General features: G+C 41.3%; 13 protein-coding genes, 5 tRNA genes and 1 pseudogene. 2 read left to right on the top strand and 17 right to left on the bottom strand.

Annotated features, from left to right (window positions below; all coding sequences use genetic code 11):
* Nucleotides 1-1507: pseudogene (locus D2V08_RS01795) on the bottom strand (hypothetical protein); the annotation flags it as partial.
* 396 nt (nt 1508-1903) lie between these two features.
* Here D2V08_RS01795 and D2V08_RS01800 point away from each other — a divergent pair.
* Together D2V08_RS01800 and D2V08_RS01805 are read left to right on the top strand one after the other, a co-directional pair.
* The gene (locus D2V08_RS01800; protein ID WP_119606410.1) at nt 1904-3493 is read left to right on the top strand and encodes a peptide chain release factor 3; all 1590 of its coding nucleotides are present in this window, start codon (nt 1904-1906) and stop codon (nt 3491-3493) included.
* A gap of 107 nt (nt 3494-3600) precedes the next feature.
* On the top strand, nt 3601-4032 hold the full coding sequence (locus D2V08_RS01805) for a hypothetical protein (RefSeq protein WP_119606411.1): 432 nt from the start codon (nt 3601-3603) through the stop codon (nt 4030-4032).
* Nucleotides 4033-4072: 40 nt separating this feature from the next.
* Here the strand turns inward: D2V08_RS01805 and D2V08_RS01810 are convergent, their stop codons facing one another.
* The 16 genes from D2V08_RS01810 to hpf all read right to left on the bottom strand — a co-directional run bounded on the left by D2V08_RS01810 (nt 4073) and on the right by hpf (nt 17959).
* Nucleotides 4073-4384 (bottom strand): DUF3467 domain-containing protein, encoded by a 312-nt coding sequence (locus tag D2V08_RS01810; protein ID WP_119606412.1) that lies wholly within the window; start codon nt 4382-4384, stop codon nt 4073-4075.
* A gap of 57 nt (nt 4385-4441) precedes the next feature.
* Entirely contained in the window at nt 4442-8740 is a 4299-nt protein-coding gene (rpoC, locus tag D2V08_RS01815; RefSeq protein WP_119606413.1) for a DNA-directed RNA polymerase subunit beta', read from the bottom strand.
* Between the two features lie 38 nt (nt 8741-8778).
* Complete coding sequence (gene rpoB / locus D2V08_RS01820; RefSeq protein ID WP_119606414.1) at nt 8779-12588, bottom strand: DNA-directed RNA polymerase subunit beta; 3810 nt, start codon at nt 12586-12588, stop codon at nt 8779-8781.
* A 128-nt stretch (nt 12589-12716) separates the two neighbouring features.
* Nucleotides 12717-13097 carry a 50S ribosomal protein L7/L12 gene (rplL, locus tag D2V08_RS01825; protein ID WP_119606415.1) on the bottom strand — a complete coding sequence of 127 codons (381 nt, stop codon included), beginning with the start codon at nt 13095-13097 and terminating at the stop codon, nt 12717-12719.
* Between the two features lie 55 nt (nt 13098-13152).
* Complete coding sequence (gene rplJ, locus D2V08_RS01830) at nt 13153-13671, bottom strand: 50S ribosomal protein L10 (protein ID WP_119606416.1); 519 nt, start codon at nt 13669-13671, stop codon at nt 13153-13155.
* Nucleotides 13672-13693: 22 nt separating this feature from the next.
* On the bottom strand, nt 13694-14386 hold the full coding sequence (gene rplA, locus D2V08_RS01835) for a 50S ribosomal protein L1 (RefSeq protein ID WP_119606417.1): 693 nt from the start codon (nt 14384-14386) through the stop codon (nt 13694-13696).
* 22 nt (nt 14387-14408) lie between these two features.
* Complete coding sequence (rplK, locus tag D2V08_RS01840; RefSeq protein WP_119606418.1) at nt 14409-14846, bottom strand: 50S ribosomal protein L11; 438 nt, start codon at nt 14844-14846, stop codon at nt 14409-14411.
* A 67-nt stretch (nt 14847-14913) separates the two neighbouring features.
* Nucleotides 14914-15465 (bottom strand): transcription termination/antitermination protein NusG, encoded by a 552-nt coding sequence (gene nusG, locus D2V08_RS01845; RefSeq protein WP_014033479.1) that lies wholly within the window; start codon nt 15463-15465, stop codon nt 14914-14916.
* A gap of 12 nt (nt 15466-15477) precedes the next feature.
* Nucleotides 15478-15666 (bottom strand): preprotein translocase subunit SecE, encoded by a 189-nt coding sequence (gene secE, locus D2V08_RS01850; protein WP_119606419.1) that lies wholly within the window; start codon nt 15664-15666, stop codon nt 15478-15480.
* A 20-nt stretch (nt 15667-15686) separates the two neighbouring features.
* Nucleotides 15687-15759, bottom strand: a tRNA-Trp gene (locus tag D2V08_RS01855).
* A gap of 69 nt (nt 15760-15828) precedes the next feature.
* Nucleotides 15829-17016, bottom strand: coding sequence for an elongation factor Tu (gene tuf, locus D2V08_RS01860; protein ID WP_119606420.1), 1188 nt, complete (start codon nt 17014-17016; stop codon nt 15829-15831).
* 47 nt (nt 17017-17063) lie between these two features.
* Nucleotides 17064-17135: transfer RNA gene (locus D2V08_RS01865), tRNA-Thr, on the bottom strand.
* An 89-nt stretch (nt 17136-17224) separates the two neighbouring features.
* A tRNA-Gly gene (locus D2V08_RS01870) sits at nt 17225-17297 on the bottom strand.
* Nucleotides 17298-17375: 78 nt separating this feature from the next.
* A tRNA-Tyr gene (locus tag D2V08_RS01875) sits at nt 17376-17458 on the bottom strand.
* Between the two features lie 23 nt (nt 17459-17481).
* Nucleotides 17482-17555: transfer RNA gene (locus D2V08_RS01880), tRNA-Thr, on the bottom strand.
* Between the two features lie 101 nt (nt 17556-17656).
* Complete coding sequence (gene hpf, locus D2V08_RS01885) at nt 17657-17959, bottom strand: ribosome hibernation-promoting factor, HPF/YfiA family (protein ID WP_100817503.1); 303 nt, start codon at nt 17957-17959, stop codon at nt 17657-17659.
* Between the last annotated feature and the right edge of the window lie 38 nt (nt 17960-17997).

A 17997-nucleotide genomic window follows, 5' to 3' on the forward strand; every position in this document is an offset into this window, starting at 1 on the left:
TTCCATCCTCGGTCTCATCTCCGTTGGTGACCCCATCGCCATCACAGTCGGAACTGTTCCAGGTCGAATCAGGATCAACCGTTTGGCTATCCAGTACAAAATCACATGGGTCTTGTGGATCGGTGCCATCCTCATTCTCTTTTTCATTGGTCACACCATCGCCATCACAATCTGCTTCGAGATAATCGCCACTTTGCGGCAAGGTTATACTCTCCGGATTGTAGTCGCATGGATCCAATGGGTCCGTTCCATCCTCGGTCTCATCTCCGTTGGTGACCCCATCGCCATCACAGTCGGAACTGTTCCAGTTCGAATCGGGATCAACCGTTTGGCTATCCAGTACAAAATCACATGGATCCAATGGGTCGGTGCCATCTTCTTTCTCAACACCATTGGTGACACCATCGCCGTCACAATCTGCTTCGAGATAGTCGCCACTTTGTGGCAAGGTTATACTCTCCAGATTGTAGTCACATGGATCCAATGGATCTGTTCCATCCTCGGTCTCATCCCCATTGGTAACTCCATCCCCATCACAATCGTCTTTCTTCCATTCTTCTGATGCTGAACAATCCTGATTCTCGGATACAAAATCACAAGGATCGAGTGGGTCCGTTCCATCTTCATTCTCTTGTCCATTGCTCACACCGTCTCCGTCGCAATCGTCTTTCTTCCATTCTTCTGATGGTGAACAATCCTGATTCTCCAATACAAAATCACAAGGATCCAGTGGGTCCGTTCCATCTTCTTTTTCTTGTCCATTGCTTACACCATCACCATCGCAATCGTCTTTTTTCCATTCGTCGGATACTGAACAATCTTGGTGTTCCAGCACAAAATCACATGGGTCCAAGGGGTCAGTTCCATCTTCTTTTTCTCGTCCATTGCTTACGCCATCACCATCACAATCGTCTTTTTTCCATTCGTTGGATACCGAGCAATCCTGATGTTCAAGCACAAAATCACATGGGTCCAATGGGTCCGTCCCATCTTCTTTCTCCTGTCCATTGCTTACGCCATCGCCATCACAATCGTCTTTTTTCCATTCGTTAGATACTGAACAACCCTGGTGCTCCACTACAAAATCACAAGGATTCAATGGATCTGTTCCATCTACTTTCTCCTGTCCATTCTCTATACCATCACCGTCACAATCGTCTTTTTTCCAAGTTTCAGATGGCGAACAATTCTGATGCTCGAATATAAAATCACAAGGGTCATTAGGGTCTGTACCATCCTCATTTTCTTGTTCACAGGTAACCCCATCACCATCACAGTCCTCATTTGATAATTCGGCCATCAAGGGATGCCACAAACTAGCAGTACTCAATACAGAGGTGGTTCCCTGAGCAAAATCGCCAGGAACAACAGAATTATTGAAAAAGGAAGATGTATATAAATGGTCGACACTAAAGGACGAAGTAAGCCCAAATATCAAAATCAACACCATAAAGGTGAATTTTTGAGCTACGTAATTCCTTAGTCTCACAAAAGTAAAGTTCTCCATAAATGATAAGTTTTGGTCAACTAATCACCATGGCAAAAGCAGTTTTAGTAATTGTAAGAAAATTGGGGTTCTCTCGTTTGTTCTAATGTCACTGGTCCTTACGACACACATTGACTCAATTACGTCACATAATTAAACTATTTGACAATTACCTCCTATTTTAATCGATAAAAGGCGATTTCCTCATCATTATTTACCTCATCTACCTGTTTTGCAAATGGATAATTCCCAAGTAGGATGTACAGTGAAATTAAAACAGGCGAAAATTACTTTTCTTTTTGGTTTTGGCTAGTTTAAATCCTTTATTTTTTTTCTAATTATATTAACAATCCCGAATCCTTCTAAAAATGACTGGCAAGACATATAAATCCACTATTTTTGCCGAAATTTTTGTTGATGGAATTTGAAAAGGAAATAGCAAAACGAAGAACTTTTGGCATTATCTCTCACCCTGATGCCGGAAAAACAACCTTGACCGAAAAATTACTCTTGTTCGGTGGTGCAATCCAGGAAGCTGGTGCCGTAAAAAGCAATAAAATTAAGAAATCGGCCACAAGTGATTTTATGGAAATTGAGCGCCAAAGAGGTATTTCCGTAGCTACTTCCGTATTGGCTTTTATTTATAAAGACAAAAAAATCAATATCCTAGATACACCGGGACACAAGGATTTTGCAGAGGATACTTTTCGCACCCTCACTGCTGTTGACAGTGTTATTGTAGTAATTGATGTGGCCAAAGGTGTCGAGGAACAGACTGAGAAACTGGTAGAAGTTTGCCGTATGCGGAATATTCCGATGATCGTATTTATCAACAAATTGGACCGCGAAGGTAAAGATGCTTTTGATCTTTTGGATGAAGTGGAACAAAAACTAGGGTTGAAAGTAACTCCCCTTAGTTTTCCCATCGGAATGGGATATGATTTCAAGGGCATTTACAACATCTACGAAAAAAACATCAACTTATTCAGCGGTAATAGCAAAAAGAACATTGAAGAAACCATTGCCTTTGATGACTTGGATAATCCAGAGCTTGAAGAAATCATCGGGACTGATGCGGCCAATGAATTGCGAGATAATTTGGAACTTGTAGCTGGAGTTTACCCGGATTTTGATAAGGAGGCTTATTTAAAAGGTGAGTTGCAACCTGTTTTTTTTGGTTCTGCCTTGAATAATTTTGGAGTACGAGAACTTTTGGATTGCTTTGTGAACATTGCCCCATCTCCGCGACCTAAAAAAGCAGAGGAACGTTTGGTAAATGCCAATGAAAAGGATTTTTCTGGTTTTGTTTTTAAAATTCACGCCAACATGGACCCCAAACACCGGGATCGCTTAGCATTTATAAAAATTGTATCGGGTACTTTTGAAAGAAACACTCCGTATTTACATGTTAGACAAGGGAAAAAACTAAAATTTTCCAGTCCCAATGCCTTTTTTGCCGAGAAAAAAGAGATTGTGGATATTTCCTATCCTGGAGATATTGTTGGTCTTCATGATACTGGAAACTTTAAGATCGGAGACACATTGACCAGTGGCGAAGAATTGCATTACAAAGGGATTCCAAGCTTTTCTCCTGAACACTTTAGGTATATCAACAATGCCGACCCTATGAAGGCAAAACAATTGTACAAAGGAATCGATCAACTCATGGACGAAGGTGTTGCGCAATTGTTTACTTTGGAATTGAATGGACGTAAAGTGATTGGCACTGTTGGAGCTTTGCAATATGAAGTAATCCAATATAGATTAGAGCATGAATACGGTGCTAAATGCACCTATGAGAACTTTCCTGTACATAAAGCTTGTTGGGTAGAAGCCGAAGATGAAAACAATGAAGAATTCAAAGAGTTTAAACGCGTAAAGCAAAAGTTTTTAGCTACCGATAAAAGAGGTCAATTAGTATTTTTGGCAGACTCCCCCTTCTCTTTACAAATGACACAACAAAAATATCCTTCGGTAAAACTGCATTACACTTCGGAGTTCGAGTAAAATTCAAAACTCTATAGCTCACAGCATTCTGAATATGAGTGTATTGAAGATTTCATATGTCTTTTTTTTGTACATTGGATAGCATAACCAATTAAATAAAGGATATTATGACGACTTCAGTAAAACCACCAACTTGGTTCTGGGTGGTGAGCGTTATCGCTCTTCTATGGAATTTAGTAGGTGTTTTTAATTATCTCAACCAAGCTTTTAACCAACAGGCCATTTTAGAAACTTTGGATCAAGCCCAGCGTGAAGCTTTTGAAGGCATCCCATCTTGGGCCACAGCAGCTTTTGCTATTGCCGTATTTTCTGGAACTATTGCATCAATTGGCCTTTTGGTTCGTAAAAAATGGGCGAAACCACTTTTTATTATCTCATTGATTGCGGCCGTGGCACAATTTATCCACTGGCTATTCATTTCGAACGCAGTGGAAGCATTTGGACCCTCTACTTACGCCATGCCTGTAATCATTATCGTTATCGGGCTCTACCTGATCTCTCTTTCGAAAAAAGGCATTCAGAAAGGTTGGTTAAAATAAATTACAATAAAAAAGCCCCGAAGAATCATCGGGGCTTTTTTTATGCTTCTCCAGTAGGTCCAAAATTTAATGGAATTGCTGGTTGTTCGTAGTCTTGTATCGGTCCGTGTGCCTTTTCAAACCTGCTTACATTATCATTTAATGCCTTAAGCAGTTTTTTGGCATGCTGTGGCGTTAAAATTACCCTGCTCTTTACCTTCGCCTTCGGGGCACCTGGCATTAAGCTTATAAAATCCACAACAAATTCGGATACGGAGTGATTGATGATCGCAAGATTGGAATAAGTTCCCTCTGCAGTTTTTTCATCCAACTCTATATTGATCTGCTTCTGTTTTTTCTTTTCTTCAGCCATACTATTACTTATCTTAAAAAGAAAAACCCCGACCTAAAGGCCAGGGTTTGTTTTTATTTAGAATTTGAATTCCTCTTTTCGGGCCATGATTTCATCGTACTCCTCTTTGGAACCTACGATAATACTGTCATAATCCCTCATACCGGTACCGGCTGGAATCTTATGTCCTACAATTACATTTTCTTTCAATCCTTCCAAAGTATCTATTTTACCACTTACAGCGGCTTCGTTCAATACTTTAGTAGTTTCCTGGAACGATGCAGCCGAGATAAAGGACTTGGTCTGCAATGAAGCTCTTGTAATACCTTGCAAGATTGGCGTAGCAGTTGCTGCCACAGCATCTCTCGCAGTTACCAAGGTCTTGTCCTCTCTTCTAAGAATTGAGTTCTCGTCCCTAAGCTCTCGTATAGTCAAAATCTGTCCTGGCTTCAACCTTTCGGAATCACCGGCATCTTCAACAACTTTTTTACCGAAAATCTCATCATTCTCATTGATAAAGTCGTCTTTATGTGCCAACTGATTCTCTAAGAAGATAGTATCTCCTGGATCTTGGATTTTTACCTTACGCATCATTTGTCTTACAACAACCTCAAAGTGCTTATCATTGATTTTTACACCCTGTAAACGGTACACTTCCTGTACTTCGTTCACCAAGTACTGCTGTACTGCAGATGGCCCTTTGATAGACAAGATGTCTTCCGGAGTAATGGAACCATCGGACAATGGCATACCTGCACGTACGTAGTCATTTTCCTGAACCAGAATCTGGTTGGACAATTTAACCAAGTACTTTTTGATATCACCTGTCTTAGATTCAATAATAATCTCACGGTTACCACGCTTAATCTTACCGAAGGATACAACACCATCAATCTCGGACACAACGGCCGGATTGGATGGGTTACGTGCTTCAAATAGCTCGGTCACCCTTGGAAGACCACCGGTAATATCACCTGCTTTAGCAGATTTACGTGGAATTTTCACCAAGATCTTTCCTTCTTTAACCTTGTCACCATCATCGATCATCAAGTGGGAACCAACTGGTAAGTTGTAAGAACGCAATGTTTCACCTTTACCATCCTTGATCAACAAGGTTGGAATAAGTTTTTTGTTTCTGGATTCAGAAATTACTTTTTCTTGGAAACCGGTTTGTTCATCGATTTCAACTTGGTATGTAACCCCTTGCTCAATGTTCTCGTAGGCAATTTGCCCAGCGAACTCAGAAACAATCACACCATTGTATGGATCCCATTCACAAATTACAGTTCCTTTGGTAATCTTCTCACCATTCTTGATGAACAATTGAGAACCGTAAGGAATGTTGTTTGTACTCAATGTGATTCCTGTTTTTGGATCAACTATCTTAACTTCAGAAGTTCTGGAGATTACAATGTTGGTTTTACCACCTTCACTGTTTTCTCCTGCTACAAGTCTTAAATCTTCAATCTCTGCAACACCGTCAAACTTGGACTCCAACTTGTTGTCCTCAGAAATGTTACCTGCAATACCACCCACGTGGAAGGTACGCAACGTCAACTGTGTACCAGGCTCACCAATGGACTGTGCAGCAACAACACCTACAGCTTCACCTCGTTGTACCATTTTATTGGTGGCAAGGTTTCTACCGTAACATTTGGCACAGATTCCCTGTGGAGCCTCACAAGTCAATGGAGACCTTACTTCTACTTTCTCGATTGGAGCAGCTTCTACCCTTTTTACATCGGCTTCATTGATTTCCTGTCCTGCTTTCAGCACAAGTTCTTCGGTCAATGGGTTGTACACATCGTGCAACGATACCCTACCCAAGATTCTTTCACCCAAGGTTTCAACAATCTCCTCGTTTTTCTTCAATGGTTCTACCTCGATACCTCTCAAGGTTTCACAATCTTCGCTATTAACGATTACATCTTGTGAAACATCCACCAAACGTCTGGTCAAGTAACCCGCATCCGCTGTTTTCAAAGCGGTATCCGCAAGACCTTTACGTGCGCCGTGAGTAGAGATAAAGTATTCCAAAATCGACAATCCTTCCTTAAAGTTCGAAAGAATCGGGTTTTCGATAATTTCTCCACCACCTGCGGTAGATTTTTTAGGCTTGGCCATCAATCCACGCATACCGGTCAACTGACGAATCTGCTCTTTGGAACCCCTTGCACCGGAATCCAACATCATATATACAGAGTTGAATCCTTGCTTGTCTTCACGAATTCGCTTCATGGCCAATTCGGTCAACATAGCATTGGTAGATGTCCAAACATCAATAACCTGGTTATATCGCTCATTGTTGGTGATAAGACCCATGTTATAGTTCATCATAATACCATCGACCTGCTCGTTTGCCTCGCCGATCATATCCTGCTTTTCTGCAGGGATGATAATATCACCCAAACTAAAGGATAGACCACCTTTGAAGGCGAAATCGTATCCCATGGCTTTAATCTTATCCAAGAATGCGGCAGTCGTCGGCACATCAGTAACGGCAAGAATGTCCCCAATAATATTTCTTAGGGCTTTCTTGTTCAATACCTGGTTGATGAATCCTGCTTGTTCTGGCACTTCCGTGTTGAACAATACACGACCTACCGTGGTTTCAATAATTTGATAGACCAATTCACCTTCCTCGTTAAAGTCTTTTGCTCTTACCTTGATTCCGGCGTTAAGTGAAACTTTTTTCTCGTTGAAAGCAATCTCTACCTCTTCAGAAGAATAGAAGGTAAGTCCTTCACCCAAAACAGGCTCTTCTTTGGTAGACTTCTTATGCTTGGTCATATAGTACAACCCTAATACCATATCCTGTGACGGTACGGTAATCGGAGAACCGTTGGCTGGGTTAAGGATGTTCTGTGAAGCCAACATCAATAATTGTGCTTCCAAAATGGCCTCTGGCCCCAATGGCAAGTGAACTGCCATCTGATCCCCATCAAAATCCGCGTTAAATGCGGTACATGCCAATGGGTGCAAACGAATTGCCTTACCTTCTATAAGTTTAGGCTGGAACGCTTGTATACCCAATCTGTGCAATGTGGGGGCACGGTTCAATAATACCGGATGTCCTTTAAGGACGTTTTCAAGAATATCCCAAACTACGGGCTCTTTCTTGTCTATAATCTTTTTGGCAGATTTAACCGTCTTTACAATACCTCTTTCAATCAATTTACGGATGATGAATGGCTTGTAAAGCTCGGCCGCCATATCTTTAGGTAGACCACATTCGTACAAGTTCAATTCCGGTCCAACAACAATTACGGAACGAGCGGAGTAATCCACACGTTTACCCAATAGGTTTTGACGGAAACGACCTTGTTTACCTTTCAAGGAATCAGAAAGGGATTTCAATGGTCTGTTAGATTCTGTTTTTACCGCAGATGCCTTTCTTGTGTTATCAAAAAGGGAATCCACAGCTTCTTGAAGCATACGTTTTTCGTTCCTCAAAATCACCTCTGGTGCTTTGATTTCCATCAAACGCTTCAAACGGTTGTTACGGATAATTACCCTACGGTACAAGTCGTTCAAATCGGAAGTGGCAAAACGACCACCATCCAATGGTACCAACGGACGCAATTCTGGTGGAATCACTGGAATCACTTTCATGATCATCCACTCAGGGTTGTTCTCCCTATTGTTTTGCGACTCACGCAAAGCTTCCACAACCTGAAGACGTTTCAAGGCTTCAGTTTTACGTTGTTTTGAGGTTTCTGTGTTCGCCTTGTGGCGTAGTTCGTAAGACAATTGCTCCAAATCGATTCTGGACAATATGTCAATCAAACATTCGGCACCCATTTTAGCGATGAACTTGTTTGGATCATTATCCTCCAAGTATTGGTTCTCGGTAGGGATGGATTCCAAAATGTTTAAGTATTCTTCCTCGGTCAAGAAATCCATTTTATTGATTTCCTCACCTTCTGGACCTTTGGCAATACCCGGCTGGATAACCACATACCTCTCGTAATATATGATCATATCCAACTTTTTGGAAGGCAATCCCAAAAGGTACCCTATTTTGTTTGGCAGCGAACGGAAGTACCAGATGTGTGCCACAGGAACCACAAGGTTAATGTGCCCTACACGATCTCTACGTACTTTTTTCTCCGTCACTTCAACACCACAACGGTCACAAACGATTCCACGGTAACGGATTCTCTTGTATTTACCACAGGCACATTCGTAATCCTTTACAGGACCGAAAATACGCTCGCAGAACAACCCATCACGCTCTGGTTTGTGCGTTCTATAGTTAATGGTTTCAGGTTTCAACACTTCGCCACGGGACTCGGCCAAGATAGACTCCGGAGAGGCCAATCCTATGGAAATTTTGTTGAACCTTTTTTGTGCGTTATTATCTTTTATTCTAGCCATAACAATATGGTGATGATATAGTTAATGTATATAGTATTCTATTCTTCCAATCTGATATCCAAGCCCAAACCTTTAAGTTCGTGCATCAATACGTTGAAAGATTCTGGCAATCCAGGTTCTGGCATGGTCTCACCTTTTACGATGGTCTCATAGGTCTTGGCCCTTCCGATAACATCATCCGACTTAACGGTCAATATCTCTCTAAGGGTAGATGATGCGCCATAGGCTTCCAATGCCCAAACTTCCATCTCTCCAAAACGCTGACCACCAAACTGTGCCTTACCACCCAATGGTTGCTGAGTAATCAATGAGTATGGTCCAATAGATCTTGCGTGCATCTTGTCGTCTACCATGTGACCTAGTTTCAACATGTAGATAACACCAACAGTTGCACGTTGGTCGAAACGCTGACCAGTTCCACCGTCATATAGATAGGTGTGTCCAAATCTTGGAACTCCTGCTTCATCTGTAATCTCGTTGATTTGATCCAATGAGGCTCCATCGAAAATTGGTGTCGCATATTTCTGACCCAATTTTTGTCCGGCCCATCCCAATACGGTTTCATATATCTGACCAATGTTCATCCTTGATGGTACACCAAGTGGGTTCAATACAATGTCCACTGGGGTTCCGTCTTCCAAGAATGGCATATCCTCTTGACGAACGATACGGGCAACGATACCTTTGTTACCGTGACGACCTGCCATTTTATCACCAACTTTAAGCTTACGCTTTTTGGCGATGTAAACTTTTGCCAACTTCATGATACCTGCAGGAAGTTCATCCCCAACGGAGATGGTAAACTTGTCCCTTCTTAGGTTACCTTGAATATCGTTCAATTTGATTTTGTAGTTGTGCAACAAGTCCGCAACCAAAGCATTAGTAGCGTCATCTGTTGTCCAGCTTCCTCCAACCAAGTGAGCGAAATCGTCAACAGCATTCAACATTTTGATGGTGTATTTCTTTCCTTTTGGAAGTACTTCTTCACCCAAATCGTTGATTACGCCTTGTGATGTTTTTCCGCTGATCAAACTGAACAATTTCTCGATCAATTCATCTTTCAGTTGTTGGAACTTCACCTCGTAGTCCATTTCCAATCTGGCAATGGCTTCTTTATCTTCGGAACGCTTTCTCTTATCCTTAATGGAACGGGAGAACAATTTCTTGTCGATTACCACACCTCTCAACGATGGAGAAGCTTTCAATGAAGCATCCTTAACGTCACCTGCTTTGTCACCAAAGATGGCACGCAACAATTTTTCTTCAGGAGTTGGGTCTGATTCTCCTTTTGGAGTAATCTTACCAATCAAAATATCTCCTGGCTTTACTTCGGCACCGATACGGATCATACCGTATTCATCCAAATCTTTTGTTGCTTCCTCGGATACGTTAGGAATATCATTTGTTAATTCCTCCGCACCCAACTTAGTATCCCTTACTTCAAGAGAGTACTCGTCAACGTGAATAGAGGTAAAGATATCCTCACGAACAACTTTTTCGGAAATCACGATCGCATCCTCAAAGTTGTATCCTTTCCAAGGCATAAAGGCAACCTTCATGTTTCTACCCAAGGCCAATTCACCTTTTTCGGTAGCATAACCTTCACAAAGCACCTGACCTTTTTTCACTTTGTCGCCCTTTCTTACGATTGGCTTCAAATTGATGCTGGTTCCCTGGTTTGTTTTTCTAAACTTCACCAATTGATATGTCTTTGAGTCATCGTCAAAGCTTACCAAGCGCTCTTCTTCGGTCCTTATATATTTTATTGTGATTTTCTGAGAATCCACATATTCCACAACTCCATCTCCCTCTGCATTGATCAATACTCGAGAATCTGTAGCTACTTGTCTTTCCAGACCTGTACCCACAATTGGAGAATCCGGTCTCAACAATGGAACTGCTTGACGCATCATGTTTGACCCCATCAAGGCACGGTTCGCATCATCGTGCTCCAAGAAAGGAATCAAGGATGCAGAAATGGATGCAATCTGGTTTGGTGCAACGTCTGTGTACTTTACCTCTGTTGGATCCACTACTGGGAAATCACCTTCTTCACGGGCAATTACCTTTTCTCTTTCAATGGTGCCATCTTCCGCCAATGGAATATTGGCTTGGGCGATCTTCATTCCCTCTTCCTCTTCTGCACTAAGGTAGATATGGTTTTTCGTATCTACTTTTCCGTCTTCCACTTTACGGTAAGGGGTTTCCAAGAAGCCCATATTGTTCACCTTGGCAAATACGGACAAAGAAGAAATCAAACCAATGTTCGGTCCTTCAGGTGTCTCAATCGGACACAATCTTCCGTAGTGTGTATAGTGAACGTCACGCACCTCGAAACCTGCTCTTTCACGGGAAAGACCACCTGGCCCCAGTGCGGACAATCTTCTTTTGTGTGTAATCTCGGCCAACGGGTTGGTCTGGTCCATGAACTGGGACAACTGGTTGGTTCCGAAGAAGGAGTTGATCACGGACGACAAAGTCTTCGCATTGATCAAATCGATCGGGGTAAACACCTCGTTGTCACGAACGTTCATACGCTCACGGATGGTACGTGCCATACGTGCCAAACCTACACCAAATTGTGAGGATAATTGCTCACCTACGGTTCTTACACGACGGTTGGACAAGTGATCAATATCATCAATCTCTGCTTTGGAGTTGATCAACTCGATCAAATACTTGATGATAGTGATGATATCTTCCTTGGTCAACACTTGTTTGTCCATTCCGATATCCAAGCCCAATTTCTTGTTCATTCTGTAACGACCTACTTCACCTAAGTTGTAACGTTGGTCGGAGAAGAACAATTTGTCGATAATACCACGAGCTGTTTCCTCATCTGGCGGCTCTGCATTACGCAATTGTCTATAAATGTGCTCTACCGCTTCTTTTTCGGAGTTGGTAGGGTCTTTTTGCAAAGTGTTGTGGATGATGGCATAATCGGATTGTGCATTGTTCTCCTTGTGTAGAAGAATAGTTTTCACATCAGCATCAATGATTTCATCGATATGCTCTTTTTCCAAAACGGTATCACGATCAAGTACAATTTCGTTACGTTCGATGGAAACTACTTCTCCTGTATCCTCGTCCACGAAATCCTCATGCCATGTGTTCAACACCCTTGCGGCCAATTTACGGCCCAATACTTTTTTAAGTCCGGTCTTGGAAACTTTTACTTCTTCCGAAAGGTCGAAGATTTCCAAAATATCCTTGTCCCTTTCAAAGCCGATGGCACGGAACAAAGTGGTTACCGGTAATTTTTTCTTCCTATCGATATAGGCATACATCACCGAGTTGATATCGGTGGCGAATTCAATCCAAGATCCTTTGAAAGGAATTACCCTGGCTGAATACAATTTTGTTCCATTTGCGTGGAAAGATTGTCCAAAGAAAACCCCTGGAGATCTGTGCAACTGGGAAACTACAACTCGCTCTGCTCCGTTGATCACAAAGGTTCCACTAGGAGTCATGTAAGGGATAGTACCCAAATACACATCCTGTACAATGGTTTCAAAATCCTCGTGCTCTGGATCGGTACAGTATAATTTTAAACGTGCCTTTAAGGGTACGCTATAAGTAAGTCCACGCTCAATACATTCTTGGATGGAATATCTTGGTGGATCTATGAAGTAATCCAAAAACTCAAGTACAAACTGGTTTCTGGTATCTGTGATTGGAAAATTCTCCATGAAGGTGTTGTAGAGACCTTCGTTTCCTCTTTCGTCAGATTTAGTTTCAAGCTGGAAAAAGTCTTGGAACGATTTTATCTGAATGTCCAAGAAATCCGGATATTCCGGTATGTTCTTAGCGGATGCGAAATTAACTCTTTCAATAGTGTTTGTGAACATCTATGGACAAATTTTGATCGTGAATACTAAGTGGGTTCGTGTACGGCTTTATACACTCCTTATATAAATAGGCTAAGGTCTAACCAAAAAATGGAAAGACCTTAACCAAGTTCTTATGGGAAAAGCGATTATTTAAGCTCAACTTCTGCTCCTGCTTCTTCCAATGATTTTTTGATGCCTTCTGCTTCATCTTTAGCAACACCTTCTTTAACAGCTTTTGGTGCGCTGTCAACGATTTCTTTAGCGTCTTTTAGTCCAAGACCGGTCAATTCCTTAACCAATTTTACGACTGCCAATTTAGAACCACCAGCAGCTGTAAGGATTACATCAAATTCTGATTTTTCCTCAGCAGCTTCTGCTTCACCACCACCGGCAGCACCACCAGCAACAGCTACTGCAGCAGCAGCAGGCTCAATACCATATTCTTCTTTTAAAATGTCGGCCAACTCATTTACCTCTTTTACCGTAAGGTTTACCAACTGTTCTGCAAAATCTTTTAAATCTGCCATTTTTCTATCGTTTAATAAAAATTTTTAAAAATATACTTAGTTTATTGTGCGCGAATTATTCTTTCTCAGATAAGGTTTTAAGGATACCTGCCAATTTACCGCCTCCAGACTTAAGTCCAGAAATAACATTTTTGGCTGGTGATTGTAACAATCCGATGATATCCCCGATAACTTCCTCTTTGGACTTGATATTAACAAGTGCGTCAAGGTTTTCATCCCCAATGTAAACCGCCTCTTCAATAAAGGCACCTTTCAATACGGGCTTTTCTGATTTTTTTCTAAAGTTCTTGATAAGTTTCGCAGGTGCATTCCCAGTTTCGGACAACATCAAAGATGTATTTCCTTTTAATACATCGGGAAGTTCACCAAATTCCTTATCAGAAGCTTCCATTGCTTTTGCAAGCAATGTGTTCTTTACGACCGCTAGCTTAATGTTAGCCTTAAAACACGCTCTTCTCAAATTAGAGGTGTCTACAGCGTTCAATCCTGATATATCCGCCAAATAAATGTTTGGATTATCAGCCAACTGTGCAGTCAAGTCTTCTATTACTGTTGCTTTTTCTTCTCTTGTCATAGTTATAAAATTGAACTACCAGTTATTGAACTGCTTTTGGATCTAATTGAATACTAGGACTCATGGTACTTGACAAGTAAATACTTCTCATGTACACACCTTTAGAAGCGGAAGGCTTCATTTTCACTAGGGTGTCTATCAACTCCCTAGCATTTCCTGCTATTTTGTCCGCAGAGAAAGAAGCTTTTCCGATTGCAGCGTGTACAATACCTGTTTTATCCACTTTAAAGTCAATCTTACCGGCCTTAACATCAGATACTGCTTTAGCAACATCCATAGTTACGGTACCAGTTTTTGGATTGGGCATTAACCCTCTAGGACCCAAAATTCTACCTAATGGACCTAGTTTACCCATAACGCTTGGCATAGTGATGATTACATCAACATCGGTCCAACCGCCTTTAATTTTCTCCAAATATTCGTCCAACCCAACAAAATCCGCACCTGCTTCTTTAGCTTCTGCTTCTTTGTCTGGTGTCACCAATGCTAAAACTTTAACGTCTTTACCTGTTCCATGAGGAAGTGTAACAACGCCACGTACCATTTGATTGGCTTTTCTTGGATCTACACCCAAACGAACTGCCAAGTCAATGGAAGCATCAAATTTTACATTGGTTATTTCTTTTACTAAAGCTGATGCCTCTTCCAAAGAATAGAGTTTGTTCTTATCTATTTTGGACTGGGCGTCTTTCTGCTTTTTAGTCAACTTTGCCATTTAGTTACTGCTTTTTAAGATTTTAAAAAGGTCTTTTTCCGGCTATTTTCAGTCCCATTGATCTAGCGGTACCTGCAACCATACTCATTGCAGACTCCACTGTAAAAGCATTAAGATCGACCATTTTGTCTTCGGCGATTGCTTTTACTTGATCCCATGATACTGAACCGTTTTTAACCCTGTTAGGTTCGCCAGATCCTTTTTTAATCTTAGCTGCTTCCATCAATTGAACTGCCGCGGGTGGTGTTTTTACAACAAAATCGAAAGATTTATCCTTGTAAACGGTGATAACAACCGGCAATACTTTGCCTGGCTTGTCCTGCGTACGAGCATTAAACTGCTTACAGAACTCCATGATGTTAACACCAGCAGCACCTAAGGCGGGTCCAACCGGTGGCGATGGGTTCGCAGCACCTCCCCTAACTTGTAATTTAACTACCTTATCTACTTCTTTTGCCATTGTTTCTAATTAAATTTAAAGTGTGTCAATTGGAAGCAACACAGCTTTATATATGTAACAGCTCTAATTATACTTTTTCTACTTGCATATAGCTGAGTTCCAATGGTGTTTTTCTTCCGAAAATTTTCACCATCACTTCTAGCTTACGCTTTTCTTCATTGATTTTTTCAACAGTTCCATTGAAGCCGTTGAAAGGTCCATCAATAACCTTAACCGTTTCACCCAACACAAATGGAATTGCAACATTGTCTGTATTGACAGCCAACTCGTCCACTTTTCCTAGCATACGGTTTACTTCGGATTTTCTTAAAGGAATTGGATCACCACCTTTAACTTCGCCCAAGAAACCAATAACATTGGTTATTGAACGAATAATGTGAACCATTTCTCCTCCAAGATTGGCCTTTATCATAATATATCCAGGAAAGTAAACACGCTCTTTGTTGATTTTCTTTCCGTTTCTGATCTGAACAACTTTTTCGGTAGGCACCAGAACCTCTTCAAGATAGTCGCCAAAACCTGCACGCTCTACCTCACTTTCAATATAGCCCTTGATCTTGTTCTCTTGACCACTGACCGCCCTAACTACATACCATTTTTTCTCCAGAACCTCAGACATATCGACCGATCTTTACCCTATTAATTTTTCAAAATACAATGTAATCAAGTTACTGAACAAGGAATCTACACCCCATGTTGCCAAGGCAAATAAAATGGAGAAAACCGCCACAATAACCATTAGGTTAGAAGCTTTACTTCTTTCCAACCAAGTAACATTGTTTTTAAGTTCTTCTAATGATTCCTTTATGTAAGTGACCATGATATTATTTATTTTGCTTGCACGGGAGGAGAGGCTCGAACTCCCGACACCTGGTTTTGGAGACCAGTGCTCTACCAACTGAGCTACACCCGTTTATAATTACACTGAAAGGTATCCCGAGAAAATCGGGACACCCTTAAGTGCAATTTTATTCTAAAATGATTAATCTAAAATCTCAGTAACCTGACCGGCACCTACGGTTCTACCACCCTCACGGATAGCGAAACGCAAACCTACGTTACAAGCTACAGGCTGAATAAGATCAACAGTAATTGTCAAGTTATCACCAGGCATTACCATTTCAACTCCGTCAGGCAAGTTAATATTACCTGTTACGTCTGTGGTTCTCAAATAGAACTGTGGACGGTAGTTGTTGTGGAATGGAGTGTGACGACCACCTTCTTCTTTTTTAAGGATATAAACCTCAGCTTTAAATTTAGCGTGAGGAGTTACAGAACCTGGTTTACAGATAACCATACCTCTTTTGATATCAGATTTCTCGATACCTCTCAAAAGAATACCTACGTTATCACCGGCTTCACCTCTATCCAAAATCTTACGGAACATCTCAACCCCTGTAATTGTAGAAGTCAATTTTTCAGCACCCATACCGATAATATCAACAGCATCACCTGTGTTGGCAACACCAGTTTCGATACGACCAGTAGCAACGGTACCACGACCTGTAATAGTGAATACATCTTCAATTGGCATAAGGAAGTCTTTGTCAACTTCACGCTCTGGCTCTTCGATCCACTCATCAACAGCATTCATCAACTCCATAACAGTGTCAACCCATTTTTGCTCACCGTTCAAAGCACCAAGTGCAGAACCAGCAATAACAGGACCATTGTCTCCGTCATACTCATAGAAAGAAAGCAATTCTCTGACTTCCATTTCAACAAGCTCTAAAAGCTCTTCATCATCCACCATGTCAACTTTGTTCAAGAAAACAACGATACGTGGAATACCTACCTGACGTCCCAAAAGGATATGCTCACGTGTTTGTGGCATTGGACCATCCGTAGCAGCAACAACCAAGATAGCACCGTCCATCTGAGCAGCACCAGTAACCATGTTCTTTACGTAATCCGCGTGACCAGGACAGTCAACGTGAGCGTAGTGACGGTTTTCTGTTTGGTACTCAACGTGTGAAGTGTTGATTGTAATACCTCTTTCTTTTTCTTCAGGAGCATTGTCAATAGAATCAAAGCTTCTTGTTTCAGACAAACCTGCGTTGGCCAATACAGTGGTGATAGCAGCGGTCAATGTAGTTTTACCGTGATCCACGTGTCCAATGGTACCAATATTTAAGTGCGGTTTGGAACGATCAAAAGTTTCCTTTGCCATTTTAAATAATTTTAATCTTAGTTTATATTAGTGTACAAATCGTTTTGAGCCAATGACGGGATTTGAACCCGTGACCTCTTCCTTACCAAGGAAACGCTCTACCCCTGAGCTACACCGGCCTATGGGTTATCAGGTTTAGAGTTTAAAGTTACAAGTCTAGCTCGTCAAAACTTCAACCTTCGTCTTGAAACCAAAGTTTCAAGTTTAGAGCGGGAGACCGGGTTCGAACCGGCGACATTCAGCTTGGAAGGCTGACGCTCTACCAACTGAGCTACTCCCGCATTTTTCTGGACTTTCATCCAAAGATTCCAATATTTCAAAAAAACCTTCTTCCCAGTTGTTCCGCTGAACAACTTTTGTGGGGGGAGCAGGATTCGAACCTGCGAAGGTAAAAACCAACAGATTTACAGTCTGTCCTCGTTGGCCGCTTGAGTATCCCCCCGCCTTAATTTTCAATAACTTACGAGCCGATAGAGGGACTCGAACCCACGACCTGCTGATTACAAATCAGCTGCTCTAGCCAGCTGAGCTATATCGGCATTTCACCGCTTTTTAATCACTAAAAAAGCCCGCTATTTCTAACGGACTGCAAATGTATATATTTATATTTTAATTCAAAATAAATTTTGAAAAATTTTCATTAAGCTTTTGCCCTCTGTTTTTCCTTCTTTTTTACCAACTGTCTTTCTAAAGAACTACAGGCCGAATCCACAGCCTCCTCAAAAGTCTTACATTGCTTTTTAACCATGATTTTATCCCTAGGCACAAATACCATGATTTCCACTATCTTATTTTCTTTAGCACTTGTGTTCTCAACTTTTAAATAAACATCCGATTCGATGACCTTGTCGTAGAACACTTCCAACTTATCCATTCGTTTTTGGACAAAGTCGATGAGTTTACCATCAGCTGTGAAATTTACCGATTGTGCGTTTACTTTCATAAGACGAAGTTTTTAATACTGTCCGTGACAGTGAAGTT

This window comes from Flagellimonas lutimaris (genome assembly GCF_003581615.1).
Taxonomy (GTDB): Bacteria; Bacteroidota; Bacteroidia; order Flavobacteriales; family Flavobacteriaceae; genus Flagellimonas; species Flagellimonas lutimaris.